General features: G+C 64.8%; 25 protein-coding genes. 19 read left to right on the top strand and 6 right to left on the bottom strand.

Features of this window, described 5'->3' with window-relative positions:
* Positions 1 to 148 precede the first annotated feature (148 nt).
* Positions 149 to 994 (top strand): alpha/beta hydrolase, encoded by an 846-nt coding sequence (locus E5675_RS08740; protein WP_168707825.1) that lies wholly within the window; start codon positions 149 to 151, stop codon positions 992 to 994.
* A 164-nt stretch (positions 995 to 1,158) separates the two neighbouring features.
* A complete protein-coding gene (locus E5675_RS08745) occupies positions 1,159 to 1,518 on the top strand; it encodes an antibiotic biosynthesis monooxygenase family protein (protein ID WP_210727629.1) in 360 nt (119 codons plus the stop codon).
* A 103-nt stretch (positions 1,519 to 1,621) separates the two neighbouring features.
* Here E5675_RS08745 and E5675_RS08750 read toward each other — a convergent pair whose 3' ends face one another.
* Together E5675_RS08750 and E5675_RS08755 are read right to left on the bottom strand one after the other, a co-directional pair.
* Positions 1,622 to 2,359, bottom strand: coding sequence for a hypothetical protein (locus E5675_RS08750; RefSeq protein WP_136174178.1), 738 nt, complete (start codon positions 2,357 to 2,359; stop codon positions 1,622 to 1,624).
* A 32-nt stretch (positions 2,360 to 2,391) separates the two neighbouring features.
* Positions 2,392 to 3,546 carry an alpha/beta hydrolase gene (locus E5675_RS08755; RefSeq protein ID WP_348769828.1) on the bottom strand — a complete coding sequence of 385 codons (1,155 nt, stop codon included), beginning with the start codon at positions 3,544 to 3,546 and terminating at the stop codon, positions 2,392 to 2,394.
* Positions 3,547 to 3,692: 146 nt separating this feature from the next.
* Here E5675_RS08755 and E5675_RS08760 point away from each other — a divergent pair, with 146 nt between their 5' ends.
* The 9 genes from E5675_RS08760 (at position 3,693) to E5675_RS08800 (ending at position 11,738) form a co-directional block, all read left to right on the top strand.
* A complete protein-coding gene (locus E5675_RS08760) occupies positions 3,693 to 4,607 on the top strand; it encodes an MBL fold metallo-hydrolase (protein ID WP_136174179.1) in 915 nt (304 codons plus the stop codon).
* Positions 4,608 to 5,261: 654 nt separating this feature from the next.
* Positions 5,262 to 6,023 carry an SDR family oxidoreductase gene (locus E5675_RS08765; protein WP_136174180.1) on the top strand — a complete coding sequence of 254 codons (762 nt, stop codon included), beginning with the start codon at positions 5,262 to 5,264 and terminating at the stop codon, positions 6,021 to 6,023.
* A 53-nt stretch (positions 6,024 to 6,076) separates the two neighbouring features.
* Positions 6,077 to 6,520, top strand: coding sequence for a hypothetical protein (locus E5675_RS08770; RefSeq protein WP_136174181.1), 444 nt, complete (start codon positions 6,077 to 6,079; stop codon positions 6,518 to 6,520).
* Positions 6,521 to 6,531: 11 nt separating this feature from the next.
* Positions 6,532 to 6,993: a carboxymuconolactone decarboxylase family protein gene (locus E5675_RS08775; protein ID WP_136174182.1), complete on the top strand. Its 462-nt coding sequence runs from the start codon at positions 6,532 to 6,534 to the stop codon at positions 6,991 to 6,993.
* 110 nt (positions 6,994 to 7,103) lie between these two features.
* The gene (locus E5675_RS08780; protein WP_136174183.1) at positions 7,104 to 7,688 is read left to right on the top strand and encodes a glutathione binding-like protein; all 585 of its coding nucleotides are present in this window, start codon (positions 7,104 to 7,106) and stop codon (positions 7,686 to 7,688) included.
* Between the two features lie 68 nt (positions 7,689 to 7,756).
* Positions 7,757 to 8,329, top strand: a complete 573-nt coding sequence (locus E5675_RS08785) for a TMEM175 family protein (RefSeq protein WP_136174184.1) — start codon at positions 7,757 to 7,759, stop codon at positions 8,327 to 8,329.
* Between the two features lie 112 nt (positions 8,330 to 8,441).
* The gene (locus tag E5675_RS08790) at positions 8,442 to 9,737 is read left to right on the top strand and encodes a cytochrome b N-terminal domain-containing protein (RefSeq protein WP_136174185.1); all 1,296 of its coding nucleotides are present in this window, start codon (positions 8,442 to 8,444) and stop codon (positions 9,735 to 9,737) included.
* Positions 9,738 to 9,760: 23 nt separating this feature from the next.
* Complete coding sequence (locus E5675_RS08795; RefSeq protein WP_136174186.1) at positions 9,761 to 10,972, top strand: bifunctional alpha/beta hydrolase/OsmC family protein; 1,212 nt, start codon at positions 9,761 to 9,763, stop codon at positions 10,970 to 10,972.
* A gap of 13 nt (positions 10,973 to 10,985) precedes the next feature.
* Positions 10,986 to 11,738 carry an NAD(P)H-binding protein gene (locus E5675_RS08800; protein ID WP_136174187.1) on the top strand — a complete coding sequence of 251 codons (753 nt, stop codon included), beginning with the start codon at positions 10,986 to 10,988 and terminating at the stop codon, positions 11,736 to 11,738.
* Between the two features lie 62 nt (positions 11,739 to 11,800).
* On the opposite strand, the gene E5675_RS08805 is transcribed toward E5675_RS08800, so the two are convergent.
* A complete protein-coding gene (locus E5675_RS08805) occupies positions 11,801 to 12,085 on the bottom strand; it encodes a GNAT family N-acetyltransferase (protein WP_136174188.1) in 285 nt (94 codons plus the stop codon).
* Positions 12,086 to 12,190: 105 nt separating this feature from the next.
* Positions 12,191 to 13,639 carry a PLP-dependent aminotransferase family protein gene (locus E5675_RS08810; RefSeq protein ID WP_136174189.1) on the bottom strand — a complete coding sequence of 483 codons (1,449 nt, stop codon included), beginning with the start codon at positions 13,637 to 13,639 and terminating at the stop codon, positions 12,191 to 12,193.
* Between the two features lie 261 nt (positions 13,640 to 13,900).
* On the opposite strand from E5675_RS08810, the gene E5675_RS08815 reads away from it, so the two are divergent.
* On the top strand, positions 13,901 to 15,850 hold the full coding sequence (locus tag E5675_RS08815; RefSeq protein WP_168707826.1) for a ferritin-like domain-containing protein: 1,950 nt from the start codon (positions 13,901 to 13,903) through the stop codon (positions 15,848 to 15,850).
* Between the two features lie 11 nt (positions 15,851 to 15,861).
* Here E5675_RS08815 and E5675_RS08820 read toward each other — a convergent pair whose 3' ends face one another.
* Complete coding sequence (locus E5675_RS08820; RefSeq protein WP_136174191.1) at positions 15,862 to 16,755, bottom strand: LysR family transcriptional regulator; 894 nt, start codon at positions 16,753 to 16,755, stop codon at positions 15,862 to 15,864.
* 98 nt (positions 16,756 to 16,853) lie between these two features.
* Between E5675_RS08820 and E5675_RS08825 the strand changes: the two genes are divergently transcribed.
* The 7 genes from E5675_RS08825 to E5675_RS08855 all read left to right on the top strand — a co-directional run bounded on the left by E5675_RS08825 (position 16,854) and on the right by E5675_RS08855 (position 22,647).
* Positions 16,854 to 17,603, top strand: coding sequence for a glucose 1-dehydrogenase (locus tag E5675_RS08825; RefSeq protein WP_136174192.1), 750 nt, complete (start codon positions 16,854 to 16,856; stop codon positions 17,601 to 17,603).
* A gap of 37 nt (positions 17,604 to 17,640) precedes the next feature.
* A complete protein-coding gene (locus E5675_RS08830; protein ID WP_136174193.1) occupies positions 17,641 to 18,066 on the top strand; it encodes a hypothetical protein in 426 nt (141 codons plus the stop codon).
* Positions 18,067 to 18,177: 111 nt separating this feature from the next.
* A complete protein-coding gene (locus E5675_RS08835) occupies positions 18,178 to 18,789 on the top strand; it encodes a porin family protein (RefSeq protein ID WP_136174194.1) in 612 nt (203 codons plus the stop codon).
* Between the two features lie 106 nt (positions 18,790 to 18,895).
* On the top strand, positions 18,896 to 19,438 hold the full coding sequence (locus E5675_RS08840) for an Rrf2 family transcriptional regulator (protein ID WP_136174195.1): 543 nt from the start codon (positions 18,896 to 18,898) through the stop codon (positions 19,436 to 19,438).
* Positions 19,435 to 20,085 (top strand): response regulator transcription factor, encoded by a 651-nt coding sequence (locus tag E5675_RS08845; protein WP_136174196.1) that lies wholly within the window; start codon positions 19,435 to 19,437, stop codon positions 20,083 to 20,085. The genes E5675_RS08840 and E5675_RS08845 overlap by 4 nt, the downstream gene beginning before the upstream one ends.
* Positions 20,086 to 20,170: 85 nt before the next feature.
* Complete coding sequence (locus tag E5675_RS08850) at positions 20,171 to 20,551, top strand: response regulator (RefSeq protein ID WP_247594841.1); 381 nt, start codon at positions 20,171 to 20,173, stop codon at positions 20,549 to 20,551.
* Positions 20,548 to 22,647 (top strand): ATP-binding protein, encoded by a 2,100-nt coding sequence (locus E5675_RS08855; protein ID WP_136174198.1) that lies wholly within the window; start codon positions 20,548 to 20,550, stop codon positions 22,645 to 22,647. The genes E5675_RS08850 and E5675_RS08855 overlap by 4 nt, the downstream gene beginning before the upstream one ends.
* Here the strand turns inward: E5675_RS08855 and E5675_RS08860 are convergent.
* Positions 22,590 to 23,405: an ATP-binding protein gene (locus E5675_RS08860; protein ID WP_136174199.1), complete on the bottom strand. Its 816-nt coding sequence runs from the start codon at positions 23,403 to 23,405 to the stop codon at positions 22,590 to 22,592. The two genes, E5675_RS08855 and E5675_RS08860, sit on opposite strands and share 58 nt — an antisense overlap.
* Positions 23,406 to 23,585 lie beyond the last annotated feature (180 nt).

The following is a 23,585-nucleotide window of genomic DNA, read 5'->3' on the forward strand; positions in this document are numbered from 1 at the left end:
CGCCTTCGGCCAGAAAAGCCGATTGCGCTTCCTCCGGTTGCGCATCCAAATGCCGTCGAGCTACCGTCTATAAGCTGACGCAACTTTTGGCTGCGCAGCCGATTTGGAGATATTGATGCGCTCTTTGCTAGTCTTGCCAATCGTTTTGATGACCACGACCATCGGCACTGCCGAGGGATCGGACGGTTATTCCGTAGACGGCCGCTTCGACATAGGTGGGCGCTCTATCCAACTGACATGCCGGGGGGCTGGTGCGCCCGCCGTCGTTGTCGATGCCGGGATGGGAACGGCGCCTGCCGAAGATCCAGGATGGCAAGGTATCGCAGCCAAGGTTGCAGAACACACTCGTGTCTGCCTCTATGATCGGGCGGGCCTTGGCGCGAGCGGGGCTGCGCCAGAACTCATCCGCACCAGCGCCGATGCGGCGGCGGATTTGCGCAACGTTCTCCACGCTGCGGGAATAGCGGGGCCTTACCTTATCGTCGGGCATTCCATCGGGGGATTGCACGCGCAGGTATTCGCAAGCCTGTATCCGGAAGAAACGGCCGGTCTCGTGCTCGTGTCTTCGACCCATCCCGACCAGATCGATAGCTGGCTTTCGGTCCTACCAGCCCCGGCCCCCGATGAAGAGAAGGCTGTCACCGAAGCGCGGACGTTTCTGACGTCCATGGCTAACGATCCGACGAAAAATGAAGAGAGGCTCGACTTCAAGGCTAGCGCCGCGCAGGCGCGCAAACTGCGATCTCTGGGTTCCAAGCCGGTGGTTATTGCAACCCACAGCACAAGTTACCGAATGGTGCCGGGGTTGTCGGAACCGATTGCTGTCAAACTTGAGGCAGCCACGCAGAGGATGCAGCGAGGACTGCTCTCCCTGTCCTCCCGCGCAAGGCAGAATATTTCCAAGACGGCCGGACACGGGCTTCCGCACGAGGATCCGTCCTTTGTGATCGACAATATCCTCGAGGCCGTTGGGATGGCTAGAAACGAACGCTGAATTGGCCCTTGTCCGCTAACGCGTACTTTCGCGCCGAAAGCTGCCAGTCGGAAATCGGCCAAGTCCAGCGGTAAAAAGTCGAAAAATGAAGCAATCTCGGCGAAACTTCTCTTGTGAGATGGAAAGCGGCAGTTGCCTCTGCATCCATCGACCCTACTTCTCGTATGTTCGATTCGCTTTTTCGCCCAGCTGGGAACGCCGTGATTGTCTTCATAAATGTCTTTCAGGTCGATCCGTCCAATCAACAGCGATTGGTCGATATATTGACCAAGGTGACGGGCGAGATCGTCAGCAAAGCGCCTGGGTTCATTTCGTCGACCCTTCATCGCAGCACAGACGGCAGCAAGGTCACCATGTACGCCAAATGGGCCAGCCTCGCTGACTACGAGGCCATGCGCCAAGACCCAGCGCCACGCCCATATCTCGAAGAAGCCCTGTCATTCGCTACATTTGATCCCGGCATGTATGAGGTGGTTGGCGAGTTCGGTTCAAAAACGACGGATGGACAATCCCCTCTGCTTTGAAGGTCCGCTAGTGGTCCCTTTAGGGCGCCCGCACGGGATCCTGGTGAATGTCGGCTATCTTGGATCCACGCCCGAAACCCGCCCGACCGCAATCGGCCATTAGCTAACCTTGTTGAGCATCTACGAAAGCGGCATCCAACCTTGTCCCGAAGGAGGATCTGATCTCGTACCCCTTGATCAACCAGAATACGGAAAATACGAATATGCCGCACACCTCGATCGTCAGGGTTGCATGGCTGCTATGCTGAAACGAAACGGCGGCTGCGGCGGGCGTCGCGAGCATGAGCGCGCCGAGGCACACATATATTTGATGAAATCTGATCCTGCGGCAGGCATCGTCGGTCAGTACAAGCGTGTCCCGCGCGCGGAAAATGCAGACATATCCGATCATCACGAAGAAGACCGTCGCGGAGACCCAATGAACGGTCCCCGACGGGCTTGTCGCGGCGCCCTTGTTGGTGGGCCAGTCGGTCGGCACCAGCGCAACCAGAATAGCGGAGATGCCCGCGCAATTCAGGGCCAGATCCTCTTGGAACGAATGACCCCGATAGAAGAAGAGGAATGATCCGATCGCGCAGAGCATGCCGACGAAGGCGTCGCGCATCGTCCCGGCGCCATATTGGCCCGGCGCATCAGGGTCAAAGTGATAATAGGCGCTGAGCGAGGGCTGGATATGGTGGAGTCCGCCGCCCACGATCATGACGACTGGAAACGCGAGCGCGAGCACGCCTATTCCATTGCGGAGAATTTCATAGCTCAGCGCGATGCCGAGCGGGTCGGCGGGCCGGGCGAACATCTGTTTGGTGACCGGTCTAAACAAACCGGACAGGCGAGCGGTCACGCGGGAATTGCCACTGTGATGCAACGTGCTTCCTAACCTGCTTTCGCAACATCGATGACGGCTGCCGCAAATGCGACGGGTGCTTCCTGGGGTAGATTATGGCCAATGCCGCCGCCGATCGTGCGATGCGCGTATCGGCCGGAGAATTTCCCGGCATAGTCGCGCGGCTCGGGGTGCGGCGCGCCATTTGCGTCGCCTTCCAGCGTGATCGCCGGGACGCTGATGATCGGCGCTGCTGCCAGGCGTCTTTCCAGTGCATCAAGTCGGGGATCGCCATCCGCCAGTCCCAGTCGCCAGCGATAATTGTGAATCACGATCGCGACATGGTCGGGATTGTCGAACGCCTGCGCCGATCGCGCGAAGGTGGCGTCGTCGAACCTCCACTCGGGCGACGCGCTTTGCCAGATGAGTTTCGAGAACTCAGCGCGATTGGTCTCATATCCACGCTCGCCGCGATCGGTGGCGAAGTAGAATTGATACCACCAGGAGCGTTCGGCCTTGGGCGGCAATGGCATCGCGCCCGCCTCTTGGCTGCCGATCAGATATCCGCTGACCGAAACCAGTGCGGTGCATCGCTCGGGCCAGATCGCCGCGACGATGCACGCGGTGCGCGCGCCCCAGTCGCAACCGCCGAGCGTGGCGGTCCCGATCTTGAGCGCATCCATCAAGGCGATGACATCGAGCGCGAGCACCGTCTGTTGGCCGTTGCGAAAGGCATCGGCACCGATGAATCGCGTCGGTCCGTAGCCGCGCAGATAGGGGACGATCACCCGATAGCCCGCCTTGGCCAGCAGCGGCGCGACCTCTTCATAGCAGTGGATATCGTACGGCCAGCCATGCAGTAGGATGGCGACCGGGCCTTCCGCCGGACCCATTTCGGCGTAGGCCACGTCGAGATCGCCGGCTCTCACCCGCCGCAGCTGCCCCATGGTTGGCGATGCCAGCGACTGTGCGTTCGCGCCTTTGCCAATCTGCGCTGCATTCGCCATCGGAAATCCCGCCACGGCGACGCCCGCCGCGCCGAGGCCGGCGGCCTGCAGGAAATGTCTGCGATCGGCGCTGGAGCCGGCGGTCATGGCATTGCCTTTCGATGCGGCGGCACGGCGTACCCGAGGGCGCGCACGGCTGCGGTTCGGTCGGTCTTCCGGTCGGGACCGGTAACCGACCGTCCCCTGTTCGCCGATCATGCCGCGCTGCGCCCGCGAGAGGAACCTATGTGAAAGTGTAGGTCGGTCTGACGATTGGGCAGTCCAACCTGTCGGCGCGCACGATATCGGTCGCCGGTCAAAGGCGCGATCCATGGTCTTCCGAAATCGAGAAATAGGAGACTGTCATGATCCCGAAGACGAATATTACCGACCGAGAAGGGCTCGATGAGCTGGTACCGTCGCGCTACGCGCTGCAGGTCGGCGACATCGAAGTGCTCGTGATCAGCGACGGTGTGCTGCCGATCCCTGCCAACGTCCTGGCGCATAATGTCGAGCCCGAAGTCCTGGGCTCCTGGCTCGACGACCAGTTCCTCCCGCGCGATGTGGCCGAGTGGCCGCTCAACGTCCTCGTGGTGCGGAGCGGCGCGCAGACCATCCTCGTCGACTGCGGGCTCGGCTTCGATCCGAACCTCGAACTCGGGAAGGCTGGTCGCCTGATCCAGCGCCTTGCGGCCGCCGGCGTCGATCTTGCATCGGTAACCGACGTGATCCTCACCCATATGCACATGGATCATATCGGCGGCCTGGTCGTCGATGGCATCAAGGAGCGGATGCGTCCCGATCTGCGGGTCCATGTCGCGGCCGCCGAGGTCGCGTTCTGGGAGGATCCCGATTTCTCGCTTACCGCCATGCCCGAGGGGTTCCCCGATGCGCTTCGCCGCACCGCCACCCGGTTCATGGAGCTTTATCGCGACCAGGTACAAAGTTTCGAAGAAGAATATGAAGTCGCGCCCGGCGTTCTCGTCCAACGCACCGGTGGCCACACGCCCGGCCATAGCGTGGTTCGCATCGCCTCGGGCGGCGACCGGCTCACATTCGTCGGCGACGCGATATTCCAGGTCTCGTTCGAACGTCCTGGCTGGTACAATGGCTTCGAGCACGATCCCGCGGAAGCCGCTCGCGTCCGGGTCGAGCTCATGCGCGGGTTCGCGGAAAACCGCGAAGCGTTCGTGGCGACGCATCTTCCGTTCCCGTCGATCTTCCATGTGGCTCTCGACGGAGACGCCTTTCGATGCGTTCCCGCTGTCTGGGACTATTGATGCGGATTGCCGGGAGATGAGGCCTGCCGGCCTACGGCTGCGACAGCGCCTCCCACTCCCGGCCGGATAAACACCTGTCGGCAGCTGTGTCTTTCAGCTGCACGGGTCAAATTGCAGCCCCCGGCGGTCGTTCCTCCACCGCCGGGGGCCACTATTCTCAACGCATTGCGCATCGGCGCGAGCGTCTGTTCGCGGCAGAGCGCGAGGGGGAAGGGGGAACACGCTGGGCGCGTCGGTTGGGTCGGGAGAAAAAGGGGGAGCCGGACAGGTGGGATGCTCGCCTGCCATTTCGTTGGCCGCAGGGTGAAACCGGAAAAAAGCCGCTGCGTTCACCATCCCTGTCGCGTCCGGTTAACACGGCTCCCCAGGTCGCCCATGATCATGGCGTCGATGACCGGGATGCGCCGCTCTCCTGGGCGATCTTCCGGGGGGAGATCGCGCCTGCCTTGCATCACCGGTCACCCGCAGGATTAGAGCGGTGGGCCAAGAGAGCCGGTAGGTCCGAAAACCGTCCGGTGCATTGTACCAAGCGGACGTCCGGCACCGCGGTTGGTACAGGAGGTTGGGCAGGTCTCGGGTCTGCAGCCTTTCGGCCATCTCCTCTAGTCCGGTTGCAGGAGGCGCAGACCGCGCCGGCAACGGAAGGGCAAGCCGATGAAGATCGTCGTGATTGGAGGAACCGGGCTCATCGGTTCGAAAGTCGTCACCAAGCTCAATGAAGCAGGTCATCAGGCGATCGCCGCGGCGCCCAACACCGGGGTCAACACGATCACTGGCGAGGGCCTTGCCGAGGCAATGTCGGGCGCCGAGGTCGTCGTCGATCTCGCCAACTCGCCGACATTCGAAGACCAGGTCGCGATGGACTTTTTCCAGACCGCCGGGCGGAATCTTGTCGAGGCCGAGACGGCCGCGGGCGTGCGTCATCATATCGCGCTATCGGTCGTCGGCACCGAGCGCCTGCAGGCCAGCGGCTATTTTCGCGCCAAGCTCGCGCAAGAGAAGCTGATCGAGGAAAGCCCGATTCCTTACACGATCCTCCATGCCACCCAGTTCATGGAGTTTTTGCGCGGCATTGCCCAGTCGGGAGTTGTCGGCGACGAAATCCGGCTCCCGCACGCCTTCATCCAGCCGATGGCCGCGGAAGACGTCGCCGGGGCGGTGGCGGCCGTTGCGCTCGCCGAGCCCGCCAACCGGACGATCGAGATCGGCGGCCCCGAGAAATTCTATCTCGACGAGCTGATCGCTCGCGTCCTGCACCATGACAAGGATCCGCGCCCGGTCGTCGCCGATCCCGCAGCGCCCTATTTCGGCGTCGTGATCGACGACAACTCGCTGATCCCGGGGCCTGCCGCGAAGCTCGGCGCCACGCGCTTCGACTGGTGGCTCGAAAACGTCCCGCCGCCGCCGCGCAGATAGGCGGGGGGATAGCCCGGTCACCGCCTGTCACCATCGTTCGGAAGGATCCTGTCATGCTTAGATATTGCTGTCTCGGTCTTGCCCTGCTCATGGGCCTCGGAGCGATCGCCAACGGTTTGTACATGCTAGCCGCCCCCGCCGGCTGGTATTTTGCGGTGCCGGGCGTGACCACCACCGGCCCGTTCAACCAGCATTTCATCCGCGACATTGGACTGATCTTCCTCTCCCTCGGCGGTGCCTTTCTTCTCGGCGCTGTCCGTTCCGAGCATCGTGTCCTGTTCTGGACCGCGCCGACGCTCTGGCTCTGGGGCCATGCGCTATTTCACTATTGGGAGGTCGCGGTCGGTATCTGCGGTCCCTCGGCGCTCGCACGCGATTTTCCCGCGGTGACGCTCCCAGCCATTCTCGGAACGCTGCTCGCGGTCTGGGCGGTAGTCGACGCCCGGCAGCGCCGGGCGCGCAGCATGATGACGCTTTTTATTCCCCAAGCCAAATGAAGGATATTTCGATGAAGCCCCGCATGAATATTTTCCAGACCGCTCCCGAAGCCATGAAGGCGATGCTCGAAGTCGAGAAGGCCGTTGATGCCTCGGGCCTCGATCATGGCCTGCTCGAGCTGGTCAAGCTGCGCGCGTCGCAGATCAACGGCTGTGCCTTCTGCATCTATATGCACAGCAAGGATGCGACCAAGCATGGCGAAAGCGACATGCGCATTCATCTGCTCGACGCCTGGCGCGACTCGCCGCTGTTCACCGATCGCGAACGCGCCGTCCTCGGCTGGACCGAATCGCTGACGCGGGTCGCCAAGACGCACGCCCCCGACGCCGATTACGAACTGCTCAAGGCGCATTTCGACGACAAGGAAATCGCGCATCTCACCGTCGCGATCGCCGCGATCAACTTTTGGAACAAGGTCCAGATCGGTCTGCGCGCGGTCCACCCTGTCGAAGCGGCCGCTGCCGCGGCCTGAAGCCCCCCGGCACCGGAGCTCCTGACCCTGTTGCTCCGGTGTCGACCCGGCCGCTGGAGTGCCTCCCTCCTCCCCGGCGCTCCAGCGGCCCCCTTGCAGGATCCTGTCCGATGAAGCTCTATTATTGCCCATGGGCGTGCAGCCTTGCCGCCCACATCATCCTCCACGAGGCGGGTGAGCCCTTCGAAAGCGAAAGCGTCGATCTTCGCACGAAGATTACCGCCAGCGGCGCCGACTTCAACGCGATCACGCCCAAGAGCTATGTTCCCGCGCTGCGTCTCGACGATCAGGAGCTGGTGACCGAGAATATCGCAGTTCTCGACTATCTCGCGCAGGTCTATCCCCGGTTCGGCGTGCCCGGAGCGCTGGGCCGGACCCGGCTGCTTGAGGCGCTCGCCTATATCTCGACCGAAATCCACAAGAGCTTCAAGCCCTTCTGGCATCAGGGTAATGACAGCCAGAAGGCGGCTGCCGGCGCCTATATCACGGCGCGGCTGCGCTATCTCGGCGAGACGATGAAGGGGGATTATCTGTTCGGTGATGCGCCGAGCGCCGCCGACTTCTATGTCTTCGTCATGACGAAGTGGGCCGAGCGCTTCGGCGTCGAGCTGCCCGCACCGATCGCTGCCCTGCGCGACCGACTGGCAGCACGGCCCGCGGTCGCGGCGACGCTCGCGGCCGAGGGGCTGGTCTGATACGAGCCGGCGACGACGGCGTGCCCGATCGCGGATTCCGGGAAGACGATAGCCCGACGAGACGCGGCATGCCGTCGGCGCGGATGGAAGCGCTGACCGACGGCGTGGTCGCGATCGTGATAACGGTGATGGTGATCGAACTGCGCGTTCCGGGCGGCGAATGGGTCAGCGTCACAGCGAGCATGCCGCTGCTCCTCGTCTACGCGCTGAGCTTCGTCAACGTCGGGCTCTTCTGGAACAACCACCACCATCTACTGCAGGCGACGGGGCGCATCGACGGCCGGGTACTCTGGGCCAATCTCTTCCACCTCTTCTGGCTCAGCCTCATCCCTTACACGATCCGCTGGCTCGACGAGACCGGCTTCGCCGGGCTCGCGGTGGCGGGTTATGGCATGGTGCTCGGCATGGCATCGATCGGCTATGAACTCCTCGTCCGCGCGATCATCGCCTCGCATCCCGCCAATGCGGCGATCGCCCGCGCGGTGGGCCGCGATATGAAGGGCCGCCTCAGTGTCGCCTCCTATGCGGTCGCGGCGGCGCTGGCCTTCGTGCATCCCGGGATCGCGCTTGCGATCTACCTCTCCATCATCCTGCTCTGGTTCGTGCCCGACCGGCGGATGGAGCGCATCCTGCGCGACTGATCATGGCGCCGATGCGCCTTGGTACAGTCGCCTCGACCGATCTTGTGCCTGCCGCGCGCGCTGCGTCCCGCTATTTTGATCGCATCTTCCGGCGCGAGCGATGGACCCTGCGATGAGTTTTCCCTGGGCGAAAAATTACGAACCCAAGCATCCGCTCATGCGGTGGCTGGACGAGAAGCTGCCTCTCCCGCGCTTCGTCCATAATGCAACCGGCGGCGGTTATCCGGTGCCGCGCAACCTCAATTTCTTCTGGAATTTCGGCGTGCTCAACGGGATGGCGCTGGTGATCCAGATCGTCACCGGCGTGGTGCTGGCGATGCATTATGCCGCCAACAGCAGCATCGCATTCAGTTCGGTCGAGCATATTATGCGCGACGTCAACGCGGGCTGGCTGATCCGCTACGTTCATATGAACGGCGCTTCGCTGTTCTTCACATCGGTCTATATCCACATGTTCCGGGGGCTCTATTACGGATCGTACAAGGCACCCCGCGAAATGGCCTGGTTGATGGGGCTGGTGATCCTGCTCCTGCTGATGGCGACCGCCTTCATGGGTTATGTCCTGCCCTGGGGTCAGATGAGCTTCTGGGGCGCCAAAGTCATCACCGGCCTGTTCAGCGCCATCCCGCTCGTCGGCGAACCGATCCAGACCTGGCTACTAGGCGGCTACGCGCCCGACAATGCCACGCTCAATCGATTCTTCGCGCTGCATTATCTGCTGCCGTTCGTGATCGCGGCGGTCGTCGTGCTGCATATCTGGGCGATCCATATTCCGGGATCGAACAACCCGACCGGGGTGGACGTCAGGGGCCCGCAGGACACGGTGCCCTTCCATCCATTCTACACCGCCAAGGACGGCTTCAGCGTCGCGCTGGTGCTGACCCTGTTCGCCGCGCTCGTCCTCTTCTTTCCCAATGCCCTCGGCCATCCCGACAATTACGTGCCCGCCAATCCGCTCTCGACGCCCGCGCACATCGTCCCCGAATGGTATTTCTGGCCCTTCTACGCGATCCTGCGCGCCTTCACGGTGGATCTCATCCTACCGGCAAAGCTGCTCGGGGTGCTGGCGATGTTCACGTCGATCTTCCTGCTATTCTTCCTGCCCTGGCTCGACACCTCGCCGGTGCGCTCGGGCAATTATCGCCCGCTGTTCCGGAAATTCTTCTGGTTCGGCCTCGTGCCCTGCGTGTTCGTCCTCGGCTATTGCGGCGGCGCGCCCGCCGAGCAGCCCTATGTCGTGATCTCGCAGATCGCCGCCATTTATTATTTCGCGCATTTCCTGATCATTCTTCCGATCATCGCGAGAATCGAGAAGCCGCTGCCGCTGCCGACTTCGATCACCGCCTCGGTGCTTGGCGTCGCGGGTGCGGACGCCGTCGCGGCCGACGCCGAACAGCGCCGGACGTAGCGCTGCCCGCGGAGACAAGACCGATGCCTACCCAGCCATTTGACTTCCTCAATGCCGCAGGCGAGCGGCTTTCGGGCCGTCTCGAGCTTCCCGTCGGACCTGCGCGCGCCTGGGCGCTGTTCGCGCATTGCTTCACCTGCGGGAAGGACAATATCGCTGCCGTGCGTATCTCGCGCCGTCTCGCGGGCGCCGGCGTCGGTGTGCTGCGCTTCGATTTTACCGGGCTCGGGCGCAGCGAAGGCGATTTTGCCGACACGAGCTTCAGCCTCAATATCGCCGACCTCGTGGCCGCCGCCGGTGCGATGGCCGCGGCCGGCATGCCAGTGATGCTGCTCGTCGGGCATAGTCTCGGCGGTGCCGCGGTCATGGCGGCGGCGGGATCGCTGCCGGATGCCAGGGCGGTTGCGACGATCGCGGCGCCGTTCGATGTGGCGCATGTGCTGGCCCAGCTCGACCCCGACGCATTGGCGCGGATCGAAGCCGACGGAGAGGGGGTGGTGGCGATCGCCGACCGGCCGTTTCGCGTCGGCCGAAAGCTGATCGACGATTTGCGGCAGCAGGACCAGGGCGCCCGCATCGCCGCATTGAGGCGGCCCTTATTACTGCTCCATTCCCCGACCGACGCGGTGGTCGGCATCGACAATGTGACGAGCATCTATCTCGCCGCTCGCCATCCCAAGAGTTTCGTCTCGCTCGACGGAGCGGACCATCTGCTCGGCAATGGCGACGACGCCGCCTTCGCGGCGGACATGATTGCCGCCTGGGCCAGCCGCTACCTGCCGCCGCCGCTGCCGACGGCGACCGGGCCGTTCGATGCCGAGGCGGAAGAGACGGGACTGGGAAAATTCCAGCTTGCGATGCGCGCGGGCAAGGCAGCTTTCATCGCCGACGAGCCCGAGAGTGTGGGCGGATTGGGGTCGGGCCCGACGCCCTACAACCTGCTCTCGGCCGCGCTGGCGGCGTGCACGACGATGACGCTGCGGCTTTACGCGACGCGCAAGGGCTGGCCGGTTTCCCGCATCAGCACCGGTGTGCGCCATCACAAGGAAGGCGGGGCGACGCTTCCCGACGTGTTTTCGCGGCGCGTCGAGATCGAAGGGGCGCTCGACGACGCGCAGCGTGCCGAACTGGCTGGCGTTGCAGACCGCTGCCCCGTGCATCGCACGCTGGAGGCCGGCGCGCGCTTCGAGCCGACCGAAGCGGGCTGGGCGGCGACGCTGCGGCGCGAAGATTGATCAGGAGCAAGCCATGAAAATCACCGTCATCGGCGGAACCGGACTCGTCGGCCGCCAGCTCGTCGAACGCTTGCGCAACCAGGGCCATGAGGTGATCGCGGCCGCACGATCGACCGGGGTCAACATCGTGACCGGTGAAGGCCTTGCCGAGGCGATCGAGGGCGCCCGGATTGTGATCGATGCCTCGAACTCGGGCTATGCGCGAGCCGACGACATGACGCATTTCTTTGCGGACGCGGGGCGGAGGCTGCTTAGCGCCGAACGCGAGGCGGGAGTCGCGCATCATGTCGCCCTTTCGGCGATCGGGACGAACCAGCTCAACGGGGGTTATTTCGCCGCGAAGAAAGCGCAGGAGGAGCTGGTGCGCGATTCGGGGCTGGGTTTCACCATCGTTCGCTCGACACCCTTCTTCGAATTCATCTACAAGATCGTCGATGCCGGCGGCGAGGGCGATCGCGTCCGTGTTCCTCCCATCCAGATGCGGCCGATCGGTTCCGCCGATGTGGCCACAGCGCTCGCCGAAATCGCGCTCGAGCTGCCGGCGAGCGGCATGGTCGAGGTCGTCGGCCCCGATCAACGCGCGCTTCCCGACCTGGCGCTTCAGATCCTGACCGCCAACGAGGATTCGCGCGGGATCATCGTCGATCCCGAGGCCCTCTATTTCGAGGCGCGCTTCGAGGGCGAACCGCTGGTCGGAGGCGAGCAACCGCACAAGGCGCCGATCGATTTCGAGAGCTGGCTTCGCGCGTGGATCGCATCGGCATGACGAAATAGCGCGGTTCCGGGAGCAGAAGCGTCCGGTTCCATGCTCTTCGCGGTCGCGCGGTCCTAGCCCGCGATAATCTCCGCATATCCGGGGTGGTCGCGGAAGAAGCTCTGAAGGAAAGCGCAGCGCAGGATCGCCTTGCGGTCCGATTGGCGGATGAGGTCGAAGGCGCCTGCCGCGAGCTGTGTGCCGATGCCGAGACCCGCAAATACCGAGGGCACATCGGTATGGAAGAGGACCAGCCGGTCTTCCTCGTCGAGCCGGTAATAGATTGCGGCCGTGCTGCCGTCGGGCAGGTCGAGTTCGAAGCGATGCTCCTCGACATTCTCGAAGACGTTGATGTCCATGGCAAATTCTCCTTCAGCCCTCCCGCGAAAGACTAGGGGCGGCGGCGCCCGCCGACAGGCCCAAGCCTTGCCCAACCGGCTGTACCGTCGCCGCCCCGCGATCGTTCAGGCGGCGCGGGCGGGGAGGGGAGCCGCGGCGGAGCTTTCGGCGAGGCGAACAAGCGTCTCACAGGCCTTGGCTGCGATCGGTTCGCGCAGATTGGTGATGCCGAGGACCAGACCCGGGCGCGCATGGTCGGGCTCGGCGCTCCATGGCGATAGCGGTGCGGGGGCGATGCCGAGCGACGGTGCCTGGGCCGCGAGCGCGACGTCGTCGGTACCGGCCGGAAGCGGCATGATCGCCGCCAGCCCCCCAAGGTCGGGCAGGATGGCGTCACCAAGATATCGTGCAAGCAGGTCGCGGCGCTCGCGATAAAGCGCTTTCATATGCCGCATGTGGCGGAGGAAATGGCCGTCGCCGAGAAAGCCCGCAAGCGCGACCTGCGTCGCGGCGTTGGGCGCGGGATTGAGGTGCGCCGCCATCTCGGCGAAGCGCGCGGCCAGCGCGATGGGTGCAACAAGATAGCCGAGCCCGAGCGCGCCGCTGATGGTCATGTCGAAGCTGCCGATATGTATGACGCGTCCGCTCGGGTCGTTCGCTGCGATCGCCGCAGGCGCACGGCCCTCGAGGAGCAGTTCGCTGGCCTGGTCATGTTCGACGATCCAACCCCCTTCGCGCTCCGCCCAGGCAAGCAGCGCCGCACGCCGCCCGGCCGACAAGGCCGCGCCGCCCGGACCTTGCAGACCGGAGGTAACGATCGCGAGCGCCGCTTCGGGTGCGGCGCGAACGGCCCGGTCGATCCGAAGGCCGTGTTCATCGACGGGAACCGCCACGTCATCGACGCCGGCGAGGCGCAGCGCCTTGCGCGTCACGGGACAGCCCGGATCCTCGACCCATGCGCGGCGACCGACCATGCCGAGCGTGCTCAGCGCCAGGCCGAGACCGGCCCGATAGCCGCTCGTCAAAATGACCTGGTCGGGCAAGCACCGGATACCTCGGGTGATCGCGATCTGCGCGGCGATCTGCGCTCGCAACTCGGGCGTCCCGCGCGGGTCGGGTGCGGTGACGGGCGCGATGGCGTTGGCCCGCACCGCGCGCGTGCGCAGCCGGGCCCAGAGTTTGGCGGGAAACGCGTCCTGCGCCGGCACTCCGATCTGGAAGGGCAGGGGCCGCAAACCGAACCCGTGCTGGGCGTGCTGAAGCGGGGGAGCGATCTCGACCGTGCGGACCGCGACGGGGCGCGGAGCAGGGCGATCGGCAACGCGGGTTCCTGCCGCGCCTGCGGAAAAGACCAGCATCTCGTCGATCAGCGTCTCGTAAGCGGCTTTGACGGTTCCCCGCGAGACGCCAAGCTGCGCCGCCATGTCGAGCCAGGATGGCAGCCGCGCACCGGGGCGCAGCCGCCCCTCGACGATCGCGCAGCGCAGCGCGGCTGCGATCTGCTGGGTGAGCGGCACGGCGCGCGTTCGATCGATGGCGAGGCCCGTTGTTGCCGGATTCCATGGTATAGTCATCGCTCAACCTCATGGTGCTGGTAAGTCCAGGTGATGCCGGAAAACTAGGGTTCGCCCGCTGGCGCTGTCGAGCCGGGGGCCACCTATCCGATGGTTGGGGGTCGGCTGCCCGCGGGGCTAGGCTCAGCTGATCGCGAACCATGCGGGCGGCCCGCATGGTACAATCGCTTCGGCACCACTCGCGTCTCCCCACGCGAGTTCGATCCTTCCAGACTTGCGCGCATCGGGACCGCTATGGGTCCGCCACCAGGGGTCAGTCAGATGCCGCAGATCGATGCACTGAACAGCGTAAGCCGCGAGAAGCTGCTGCACGCGCTCTACGAAGCGGCCGAGCTCGAGCAGAATCTAATGTGCACATACCTTTATGCCGCGTTCAGCCTCAGGGATGGCGAAGCGGAGGGGTTGAACCGTGCCGAAACCGAGGCAGTGGCGCGCTGGCGCCGGGTCATTCTCGACGTCGCCATCGACGAAATGAGCCATCTCGTGACGGTCTGGAATATCACGGCTGCGCTCGGCGGCGCGCCGCGCTTCGGGCGCACCAACTTCCCGCTCGCCCCCGGATATCTGCCTGGGGGCATCTCGGTAAAGCTCGCGCCGTTCGGTCCGGCCGTGCTGCAGCATTTCATCTTCCTCGAGCGTCCCGAAGAGTCGGGCGAGCCCGATGGCAACGGATTCGCGGCGGAAAATGGATCAACGCGCACTCCGGTTGCGCCCCGGCTGACGCCGGCGGCGTTTGATTATGCGACGATCGGATCCTTCTACCAGGCGATCGAGTCCGGCCTCCGCGCCCTCGTCGCCAAGCACGGCGAAGCGGCAGTCTTCTGCGGCGATCCCGCGCTGCAGCTGTCGTCCGACGAAACCAACCTCGCGGGCGCGACCCCCATTGCATCGCTCGACGCGGCGCTTGCCGCGCTGGCCGAAATCGTCGTCGAAGGCGAGGGCGCGCCGAGCGACCGCGCCAACTCGCATTTCCAGCGCTTTCTCGGGGTGCGCGAGGAGCTTCGTGCCCTCCTGACCGCAAACCCGGGATTTGCCCCCGCCCATCCTGCCGCGGTCAATCCGGTGCTGCGCAAGCCGCCCGAGGCCGCGGGGCGCGTCTGGCTCAAGGATGCCGACGCGGTCGCGGCGGTCGATCTCGCCAACGCGATCTATGCTCTTTCGCTACGCCTGCTCGCCGGTGCTTATGCGCTCCCGAGTCCGTCACCCGAAAAGGCGCTCTATGTCGGTTGCGCGATCGGACTGATGCACGCGCTCGCCGCGATCGCCGAGCGCGCCGCCCGGCTGCCTGCCGGCCCGTCGAACCCCCATTGCAATGCCGGCGTTTCGTTCACTGCGTTGCGCGAGGCGGCCGCGCTGCCCCAGGGCGCAAGCGCGCGGCACCTCTATCGCGAGCGGGTCGAGGAACTGAGCGCGGTCGCCGCCGCCCTCGATCCGGCTGACCCGCGTTGCTCGCGCGCGGCGCGAATCCTCGAAAAGCAGGCCGATCGGCTCCGCGCTGCGCCGGCGCCGGTATCCGAAAGGCAGGAACCGGCTTCGCGCACTTGCGACCAGGCCGTCTTGAGCGCGGGGCCGGTGCAGCCCGGCGCAAAGGATCCCGCCGATGGCCATGACGTGACGGTGCATTTCGATGGCACGCGCTGCATTCACGCCCGCGTCTGCGTGACGCAGGCGCCGGCCACATTCCTCGCCGATGTCGAGGGGCCGTGGATCATTGCCGACGCCACCGACACCGAGCAGCTCTGCGGCATCATTCGCCAATGCCCGTCGGGCGCCTTGTCCTACGAGCGGCGCGGTGGTGCTCCCGAGCCGGTGCCGCCCGCAAATCTCGTGACGCTGCGCGAGAATGGCCCCTATGCCGTGCGCGCCGATCTACTGCTGGCGGGTGAGTGCGTCGGCCATCGCGCGACGCTGTGTCGCTGCGGCGCGTCGAAAAACAAGCCCTATTGCGACAAGTCGCACGACCATGTCGGCTTCGTCGCAACCGGCGAGCCGCTGAGCCTCGATACGCCCAAGCTCGCAGATCGCGGCGGCGTACTGGCGATCGAGCCCGAAGACGACGGTCCGCTGCATGTGACAGGCAATCTCCAAATCCTGAGCGGAACGGGACGGGCGATCGCCTGCGTCCGCAAGACGCGGCTCTGCCGGTGCGGCGGCAGCTCCAACAAACCCTTCTGCGATGGCACGCACCGCCGGATCGGCTTCCGAACATGAGCATGCCCGGTTCAAATCCGGTGCGGCGCCAGCGTCTCGGCGAGGAAATCGGTGAAGACGCGCAGGCGCAGCGGCGCGAAGCGGCCGAACGCGTGCAGGGTCTGGACGGGGACCGGCGCGAGGGGAGCATGCTCCATGATTTCGACGAGCCGGCCAGCGGCGAGGTCGTCGGCCACCGCAATGCGCAGAAGCTGCGCGATGCCGGTGCCGTTCAAGGCCGCGATGCGCATTGCCTGTCCCGAGTCGGTGTCGAAAACTCCCTCCGGCAGAAGCCGGGTGCCGTCGGCGAAGCGGATCGGATAGGCCTGCGCGCGCAGTCGATAGCGAATGTGGGCAGCGCCGCTCAGGTCTTCGTGGGTGGAAGGCGTTCCGGCGCGCGCGAGATAGGCTGGCGCTGCAACCAGAACGAGCGACAGGCCGCCGAGCGATCGCGTGATCCAGTCGCTGTCTTCGACCGGCCCGGCGCGCAGCGCCACGTCAAAGCCTTCGCGGACCAGGTCGACATGACGGTCGGTGATACTGATTTCGAGGCGGATGTCGGGAAAGCGGGCCAGGAAATCACGCGTCAGCGCATCGACGAGCACCGGACCGAGAATGCCGGGGAGGCTGACGCGCAGTGTGCCGCGCGCCTGTCCGGTCTCGGCGAGCGCCTCGTCGGCATCGTCGAGCGCGCGAAGCAGCGGCGCAACCCGTTCATAATAGGCTGTCCCGTCGAGCGTCAGCGCGAGCGAACGCGTCGAGCGGAGAAACAATTTGACTCCAAGCCGCTGTTCGAGCCGCTCGACGCTCTTCGAAACCGCGGACGGGGTGGTGCCCGCCCGCCGCGCGGCGGCGCTGAACGATCCGGCTTCGACCGTCCGCACGAAGGCCTGCAGGCCGGTGGCATGTTCAAGACCTACGGACATTCGATAGTTTATGGCAAAAATGATGTGCCATTGTCCAATCTAATCTTCCACAATGGAACGCTCATATCCGCCTCTCCCAGCAACGAAAGAGGTGGTTCATGACCAGTTTGAATGGAAAAATTGCCGTCATTACCGGCGGCAATAGCGGCATCGGCCTCGCAGCAGCGACGCTCTTTGCCAGCGAAGGCGCCGATGTGGTGATTACCGGTCGCCGTCAGGACGCGCTCGACGCCGCGGCGCAGGCGATCGGGCCGAAAGCAACCGTCGTCCAGGGCGACGTCGCCGATCCAGCGCATCACGAGCGGGTGGCGGCGCTCGTCGCCGACCGCTTCGGCCGCGCCGACATCTATATGGCGAACGCCGGCGTCAACACGATCACCGCCTCACACGCGGTGTCCGAAGAGGAATATGACGCGCAATTCGGCATCAACGCGCGAGGCACTTTCTTCGGGGTGCAGAAGATCGTGCCGATCCTGCGCGACGGTGGCTCGATCATTCTCGTGGGATCGCTTGCGAGCGAGAAGGTCCTCGACGGTCATGCCGTCTATGCCGGCACCAAGGCGGCGATCGGCGCCTTTGCCCGCAGCTGGGCGCTCGAATTCAAGACGCGGCGGATTCGGGTCAACATGCTCAGTCCCGGGCCGACCGAGACGGCCATTCTTGAGAAACTCGGCGTGCCCGCCACGGAGCGGGGGTCGTTCATCGACATGATGGCGGGCGCCATTCCGCTCGGGCGCCTTGGCCAGCCCGAAGAACTGGCGCGCGCCGCGCTTTTCCTCGCGTCGGATGCGAGCAGCTTCGTCACCGGCATCAATCTGCGCGTCGACGGCGGCATGGCGCTGCTCTGATTCTCCCGATCTTCGCTTTGAACAGAAAGATAGAAAAATGACCAATCCCTCCATCGATCCCGCGATCACGACCTTGATCCACGACGTCGTTCACGATGGCAGCGCCTACGACATCGACAGCATGGAAACCCATTATGCCGCCGACCAGAGCTTCCTGATACTCGGGTCGGACGGTCATGTGACCCGCGTCGCCCGCGATGACTCGATTGCCGAGTTCCGCGCCCGCCGCGATGCCGGCGAGCCACCGCTTTCGACCGAGCACCGCGTGCTGCACGTCGAGCAGCAGGGCGACCACGCGACGGCGATCCTCTTTCGCCGCATGAGCCCCGAGGCACCTCCGGCCATGTACGAGCTGCGGCTCCGCAAGGATGGCGACCGCTGGATGGTCGCGGGCGAGACCGTGACGCCCTGGCCGGGCGGCATCGACGGCAACTTCCTTCCGCCCCGCCAGAACGCGGGCTGAGAAGCCGGCGCTGCCCGCGCCTCCAGGCCGCCCGCCGTTGATGGGGCCAGCCTGGAGGCAGGGGCTGCGGCCAAATCCCCACGCCAATGAACAACGAAGAAAGATCAAAATATGAAGCCTTATTTTCTCCCCCTCTCGCTTGGCTTTGCATCGCTTTGTGCGATCGCGACGCCTGCTTCCGCGCAGACCTTCGAGGGCCCCTATGTCGGGGCACAGGCAGGCTGGAGCCAGAACAAGCTCGGCACCGTCGAAACCGATGGCGGCGCCGCCCAGATCGACGATTCGCGCGACGCCGCGACTGCAGGCGTCTTCTTCGGCTATAATATCCAGCCGGCGAACCGCATCGTGCTCTCGGCCGAAGGCGCGGTCAATTTCGGCTTCGACGACGGCGTCAGCCGCTCGCAGAAGGACGCGATGGGGCGTATCAACCCCGAATATGGGTTCGATCTCGGCGTCCGCGCTGGCTATCTTGTGACCGACAACACGCTTGTTTACGCGCGTGGCGGCTATGAGAATATCCGTGCCTCGGTTCGGCTGCGCAATATCGAGGGCGCCTATGGCGACAAGGATAATTTCGACGGCTGGTCGGTAGGCGGCGGTGTCGAACGCGCCGTGACCGACCGGATCTCGGCGCGCGTCGAGTATCGCTACAGCGACCTCGGCGGCAGCGGTACGAAATTCGAGCGCCATCAGGCGCTGTTCGGCATTGCCTATCATTTCTGATCGCTCTCGGCGCGCGTTGCGCCCGGCGTCGGCGTTGGTCCGGCGCCGGGCGACGCGCGCGCCGCGTCTCTTGTTTCAGCAAACATGGAGTAGTATAGTCCATGTTATGGCTCATCTCACCGCCAGCGTCGAATATGGCCTCCATTGCCTGCTCACGCTTGTCGACGCCGGTCCGGCGCCGCGCAGCGGCAAGGACCTCGCGCTGTTCCAGGGCATATCGCCGACGTTCGCCGCCAAGACTCTCGCGAAGCTCGAGAAGGCCGGTATCGTGAGAGCGGCCGAGGGCGTGCGCGGGGGGTATCTGCTTGCGCGGTCTCCCGACACGATCACTGTTCTGGCGATCGTCGATGCGATCGAGGGGCGCAAGCCGCTCTTCGAATGCCAGGAGATCCGGACCCGCTGCCCGTTGTTCGGAGCAGAGCCGCCCGCATGGGCCAGTCGCGGGGTGTGTTCGATTCACGCGGTGATGCTCAAGGCCGAAAAGGCCATGCGTGGTGCGCTCGCGAGCGAAACGCTTGCCGATATCGCCGGGCAATTGGAGCGCAAGGCGCCTGCCGAATTCGGCGCCGATACCAAAACGTGGTTCGACCAACGGATCGCCGCGCGCCGGCCGCGGCGTTCCAACCCTTCGAAAGCGCTTGCGACATGATCAGCACTCTCGCCGAAGAAGATCCTCCGCTCGTCCTCATCGTCGATGATGACGAGGACGTGCGTACCGCGCTCGGAGAACTGATGCTCTCGGTCGGAATCGAGGCAATCTGTTACGGCTCGACGCGCGAGTTGATCGAGTCGCCGGTCCTCGCTCGCGCCGGATGCCTGGTGCTCGACGTCCGAATGCCTGGATCGAGCGGCCTCGACCTTCAACAGCATCTGGCGACGGCGGGAATCGCCAAGCCCATCGTTTTCCTCACCGGGCATGGCGACATCCCGATGAGCGTCCAGGCGATGAAGGCGGGCGCGGTCGATTTTCTGACCAAGCCCGTTCGTGACCAGACCTTGCTCGATGCCGTTACCGCGGGTCTCGAACGCGATATTGCTGAGCGCGCGAGCGCCGAGGTGGTGCAGCAGCATGTCGAGCGTTTCGCGACACTCACGCCGCGCGAAAGCCAGGTCATGCGCGAAGTGTCAATGGGCCGTCTCAATAAGCAGATCGCCTACGACCTTGGTATTACCGAGATTACGGTAAAGCTTCATCGCTCCAACGTGATGAAGAAGATGCAGGCTGCGTCCGTGGGCGAATTGATCCGCGCCTGGGAAAAATTGCCGCAGGAACTGCGCGAAACAGCCGCAGCCTAGCCTTTGGTATGGTTATAATGACGGCCAAGCTGCGCGAGATGGACACGTCAGGCTCCGAGGGCCGTGTCAGAGAGGATCGAGCCGCTTGTCCGAGAAATATTGCATTGCGATCGTGGACGACGATGAAGCCATTCGCGACGCCCTGTCCGATCTGATGATGGTGTCGGGCTTCGCCTGCATCGCCTTCGACGGCGCCGCCGCCTTTCTGGCCGGCCGCGCAGACCATGATTTTTCATGCCTCGTAACCGATATGCGGATGCCCGGGATGAGCGGGATCGAACTGCTCGCGCATCTTCACGACTCCGGCGCATCGCTGCCTGTCGTCGTCCTGACGTCCGTTCTCGACGACACGACGCGCGCGCGGGCGCTCGCGCTTGGCGCGCATGCCTGGCTGACTAAGCCGGTCGCCGACGATCGCCTTCTCGCGGCGATCGCGTCGGCGGTCGAAGCCGACGCCGCTCCATGACCGCGCTGGCATCGCCCGCCGCGCTTGCGGCTGACGATCCGGGCTCCGAACTGGCCTCCGAAAGTGTTATCCTGTTCGATATGGCGGGCCGGGTCCGGTACTGGAATCCCGCAGCGGAAATCCTGTTCGGCTGGCCCCCGCTGGCGATGGTCGGACGAACACTCGACCATCTCATGCCTCCCGAAGACGCCGGCGGCGGCTGGCAGCAGCTCCTCCAGGAGGGGCGTTGGCAAGGCATCGTCCACCGCCGCAGTCCTGCGGGCGCCTATGTCGGGGCCGCGGTGCGCCAGCATGTGCGGTATCATGATGACGGCACGCCGCGCGACATCGTTGAATATGGAATGGGCGTCTCCGATGGCAAACGCCCCGGCTACCCGGACGACCAGGTCGATGACGCTCGGCTCGCGGCGACATGGGAAATCGATATTTCCGGAGCCCGCGCCGCGATCGCTTCGGTCGCCGGGCAGCAAGTGGCGCTCGAGCCGGCCGAGCTGGACACACGGCTGCGCGCCGTCGTCCATGCGGCCCGCATCGTCGCGGTCAATGATCGGACCGCACGGCTTGTTGGCGGAAACCGGGGGCGCGGTCTGATGGTCGGTCAATCGGTCGCCGATTTCTGGCCAGTCGGGAGCCGCGCGACGCTCGGCGAACTGATTGTCGAAGCTGCAGGCTGCGAGACCGGCGACGCGGTGCACCGGCGCTCGCTTGCCTCGGACGGCATCCTGCGCGATCCGACCCTGAGCGTCTGGCGGGGCGGCAGCGACGCGCCGCCCGAGCGCCTGTTTGTCGCGGTTAACGGCGCGGCCGACGACGACCGGTCCTATCCCTATCTGCGCGCCAGCGAGGCCCGCTACCGCAAGCTCATCCATTTCATGCCGGTCGCCCTATGGCAGGTCGACGCCAGCCGGATGGGAAAGATCTACGCCGAACTGCGCGCTCGCGGCGTAACCGACTTCGAGCGCTATCTCGAAGAACATCCCGAGCTGGTTGAACTGGCTGCGACCACCGTCCCGGTCACCGACGTCAACCGCAGCGCGATCCAGCTGATCGGCGGATCGAACGTTCAGGATCTGATCCAGCCGGTCGGCTATCTGTTCGCGATAAGCCGCGAGTCCCTGCGGCGAGTGATGATCGGACGCTTCAGCGGGCGGCAGAACTATAGCGAGTTCATGAAGGTCCGCCGGCTGGACGGCCTCATTCTCGATGTGCGTTTTTCGGTGACCTATCCCGAACCGCTGCTCGAACTCGATACTACGATTTTCAGTCTTGAGGATGTGACCGACCGCCTGCGCATGGAATCGCAGCTGCGCCAGATCCAGGCCGACTTCAGTCATGCGGCGCGCATTTCGACGCTCGGCGAATTGACGAGCTCGATCGCGCACGAGGTTAACCAACCGCTTGCGGCGATCATGACCAATGCCGAGACCAGCCTGCGCTGGCTGGTTCGGCCCGACGTCGATCTGGCAAAAGTTCGGCAGCTGACCGAGCGCATAGCAGCCAGCGCGCGCCGGGCGGACGATATCGTCGGACGGATTCGCGGCATGGCGGCGAAGCAGCCACCCGAACTCGTCCCGCTCAATCTCAACGAAGTCGTGCAGGAGAGCCTGCTGTTCGTGCGGCACGAGGTCGATACGCGGGCCATCCGCGTCACGGCAAGCTATGCCAAGGGGCTGACGCCAGTCATCGCCGACCGTATCCAGCTGCAGCAGGTCGTCGTAAACTTGCTGATCAATGCAATCCAGGCGGTCGAGGCCCAGCGTGAGAGCGACCGCGAGATCGCCCTTGCTACCGGGTCCGATACCGATGGCGCAATTTGGTTCAGGCTACGCGATTCGGGGCCCGGTGTGGCGCCCGACCATCTCGGCCGGATATTCGAAGGATTCTTCACGACCAAGGAGGGCGGCATGGGCATTGGCCTTGCCATCTGCCATTCGATCGTCGGAGCGCACGGCGGTTCGATCACGGTCGAAAACCGGCCCGGCGGCGGAGCGGAATTTCGCGTCGCGCTTCCCGGCGAGGCGCGGGCAGCGCGCGCTAATCAGGCCGCGGATGGCACAGCCCGCCGGCGCTTCAAGGCCAAACCGGCACAGGCTTGAGGCGTCGCACGATTGCCCGGCGACAAAGACCGGTCGTTTCTCTCGTCATCCGCCGCGGGAAGCCGCAGCTGAACGTTGGTACCGCCGTCCGGTTCGCTGTCGATCGAAACATCGCCCGCATGATCGTGGGCAAAGCGCTGGACCGTCGCGAGGCCCAGTCCGGTCCCGGCCTCGCGCAGCGTGAAAAAAGGCTCGAATGCTCGCGAGCGATCGCCTGCGCTCATTCCGGCGCCGCTGTCGGCGACCTCCAGCAGAATATTGCGGCGATCATGATCGGTGCTCACCGCGACGACGATCAATCCTCCACCGGCAATCGCCTGGCTGGAATTGCGCACCAGGTTGAGGAGCGCGCTTTCGAGCTGCTGGCGATTGCAGTCGAGCCGCGGCAATTCGGGCTGGATATGGATCGAGAGCACGACGTCAGCCGCGATGCTCCATCGCAGTAGCGGCTCGAGCGCGCGGACGCACTGGGCGGGGTCGAAAGGCGATCGATCGTCGGGCCGCGAACGCACAAAGGCAAGCAGCGCCGAAACCATGATTTCGACATGGCGGAGCGCCACGGCGGCGCCGTCGAGTGTCGGCCGCAGGTCTGCCGCATCGGCGAGGAGAGCATGGGCCTGCAGGATATTGCCCGCGCTGGTCAGCGTCTGGACGCTGTTCGCCAGATCATGTGCGAGGCCCGCGGTCATCAGCCCGACCGCCTCGAGCCCGTGCTGCTGATTGGTTCGCGCCTCGATCGCCAGGTCCGTCCGTGACATCGCTGTTCCTTTCCCATTGTGCCGGCCCAGCGTGCCAGCGCTTCGCACGTCTGCGCTAGCCGCCTCAACGGTCGGGAAGGATCATGCCGAGGCAGATCCTCCGCGGCGGCGGGGCTGCGCCGACCTATGCTTCGGTATGGGGTCGCCAAGACCAAAGGCGCGGTCGGGAGATGCTTTGAC

Origin of the sequence: Sphingopyxis sp. PAMC25046 (assembly GCF_004795895.1) — a bacterium.
Lineage (GTDB): Bacteria > Pseudomonadota > Alphaproteobacteria > Sphingomonadales > Sphingomonadaceae > Sphingopyxis.